This is a genomic window from Pseudonocardia sp. (assembly GCF_025965585.1).
Lineage (GTDB): Bacteria > Actinomycetota > Actinomycetes > Mycobacteriales > Pseudonocardiaceae > Pseudonocardia.
Map to the genome: position 1 here is coordinate 1 of NZ_JAOPWR010000139.1, position 2601 is coordinate 2601.

The window sequence follows — 2601 nt, forward strand, 5'->3', positions numbered from 1 at the left end:
CGGATCTCCGTGGCGGAGAGGCGCTGGACGGGGTCGCCGTCGAGCACCGTGACGGGGTATCCGGCGTCGGCCAGCAGCTCGGCCTTGTGCCGTTCCCAGTCGGTGTAGGCGCGGACGAGGTGCCGGGCGTGCAGGGGCACGTACTCGGGCCAGTGCTGCGGACGGGTGAGGTCGAACGGCACGATCGTCGTGTCCGCGGCGATCCCCCGATCGGTCAGGGCAGCGGTCAGCAGCCGGACCCGCTCGTAGTAGGTGAAGGGGTTGGCCGAGTCGCGGTGCCGGTGGGCCGAGGTCGGCTCCTCGTGCCGGGCCCCGTGATCCGGGTTGGTGATCGCGACGATCAGCTGGTCGGCGTCGCGCAGTGCGATCTCGAACAGCTCCAGGTGCTGCTCGTGGACCGGTTGGAAACGCCCGGTCACGCAGGCGAGTGCGGTCCGCGTGGTCATGGGCCCTCCTCGACGGTCACGGTTCCCGGCTCCCCGTCGACGAGCCGGCCCACCACGTCGGCGGCCTCGTCGCCACGGTCGTGCAGCTGCGCGACCAGGTCGTCGGCGTCGTCGGCGGGGACTGCGAGCAGCAACCCGCCGGAGGTCTGGGCGTCGGCCAGGAGCAGTTGCCGGTCCGCGTCGAGGCCGCCGGGGTCGAACCAGCCGCGGTCCAGCGCGTTCGCGAGCGTGCGGCGGCTGCCGTCCGGGCCGCAGCCACCGGCGACCAGCTCGGCCACGCCGGGCAGCACCGGCACCGACCCGGCGTCCAGCCGGGCGGCGACCGCACCCGCCCGGCCCATCTCGTGCAGGTGCCCGATCAGGCCGAAGCCGGTGACGTCCGTGCCGCCGCGCAGCCCGAACGCTCGCGCGACGGCAGCAGCCTCGGCGTTGAGCCGGGTCATGACCGCCACCGCGGCCTTCACCAGACCCGGGTCGGCCTGACCGCGCTTGACCGCGGTACCCACGACGCCGAGCCCGATCGGCTTGGTCAGCACCAGCAGGTCGCCGGCCCGGCCGCCGCCCTTGCGCAGGATCGCGTCGCGGTCGACCGCGCCCACGACGGCGAGCCCGTACTTCGGGGCGGGGTCGACGATGCTGTGCCCGCCGGCGAGCAACGCCCCCGCGTCGGCGACGGCTCGCGCCCCGCCACGCAGCACATCGCCGAGCATGTCCACGTTCAGCTCCGCGGGCCAACCGAGCAGGTTCAACGCCAGCAGCGGCCGTCCGCCCATGGCGTAGACGTCCGACAACGCGTTCGTCGCGGCGATCCGGCCCCAGTCGTACGGGTCGTCGACCACGGGGGTGAGGAAGTCACAGGTCGCGACGAGCGAACGCCCGTCGAGCCCGTCCAGGTCGTAGACGGCGGCGTCGTCGGCGGGGTCGAGCCCGACCCGCAGCGGGCCGCTCGCACCGGCGGCCAGCAGCCCGTCGCCGCGCAACGACGCCATGACGTCGCCGAGCAGGCCCTGCGGCATCTTGCAGGCGCAGCCTCCACCCGGCGAGTACTGCGTCAGTGGCCGAGCCGCCCGGCTCATGCGGCCGGCCCCCGGTCCCGCAGCAGCCCGCGGGCGATGGCGTTGCGCTGGATCTCCACCGTCCCCGCCGGGATCCGGAGATTGCGGGCCACCCGGAACAGCTTCTCCTCCGGCGAGCCCAGCTGCAGGCCTCGGGCTCCGTGGATCTGCACGGCGCGGTCGGCGACCCGGTAGAACGCCTCATCGTTGATGATCTTCAGCAGGCTGATCAGCCGGGGCGCGTCGCGGTGCAGCGGGATGTCGAACGGGCCGAGCTCGTCCAGCTGGGCCTGGATCATCAGCGAGGTGGCCTTGGCCTGGGTGATGTCCGCGTCCATGTCCGCGATCAGGTGCTGGACGGCCTGCAGCGCGCCGATCGGCTTGCCTCCGGACTGCCGCTCCCGGGAGTAGGACAGGGCCCGGTCGAGGAGCCAGTTGCCCCAGCCGGCGTCCATGCCGCCTCGGCACATCCGCCGCCAGTTGATCCACGACATGGCCAGGGCGAAGCCGTCGCCGATCTCGCCGACGACGTTCTCCGCGGGCACCCGGACGTCGGTGAACTCCAGCTCGCCGGTCAGCCCGTCGTTCATCATCGTGGGCAGGTCGACGCCGCGACGGAACCCGGGGGCGCCGGCGTCGACGAGGAACATCGACAGCGACCTCGTGCCGGCACCGGGCTCGGTGACGGCGACCACCTGCAGCACGTCGGCGAAGTGGGCGTTGGTGATCCACGCCTTGTGGCCGTTGAGGATCCAGTCGTCGCCGTCGCGCTTGGCCCAGGTCGACATCTTCAGCACGTCCGAGCCGACGTCGGGCTCGGTGTTGCAGAACGCCGCGGTGATCTCGCCCTTGACGAGCGGGGTCAGATACTGCTCGCGCGCGGCCGGGGAGCAGTGCTCGATCGCGGGGTTCGGGCCCTCGGTCCAGGCCAGTGCGGCGAGCCCCAGGCCCAGCCCGGAGTTGCGGTACACGAACTCCTCGACGTGGTGCATCTCCACCCGCGACAGCCCGCCGCCGCCCACCGAGGCGGAGTTGTGCGGGGCGTAGAGGCCGGCGGCGCCGGCGCGACGCTGGACCTCCCGGCGGGCCTCCCACACCTC

General features: G+C 73.2%; 3 protein-coding genes. All 3 read right to left on the reverse strand.

The features are described from left to right. Window positions 1–446: adenylyltransferase/cytidyltransferase family protein (locus JWR81_RS08785; RefSeq protein WP_297649285.1), on the reverse strand; the 446-nt coding region annotated here is incomplete at its 3' end. Continuing rightward, a complete protein-coding gene (gene selD / locus JWR81_RS08790) occupies window positions 443–1522 on the reverse strand; it encodes a selenide, water dikinase SelD (protein WP_297649287.1) in 1080 nt (359 codons plus the stop codon). The genes JWR81_RS08785 and selD, both read right to left, overlap by 4 nt. Then, window positions 1519–2601 (reverse strand): acyl-CoA dehydrogenase (locus tag JWR81_RS08795; protein ID WP_297649289.1); only part of this gene is annotated, 1083 nt, incomplete at its 5' end. The genes JWR81_RS08795 and selD, both read right to left, overlap by 4 nt.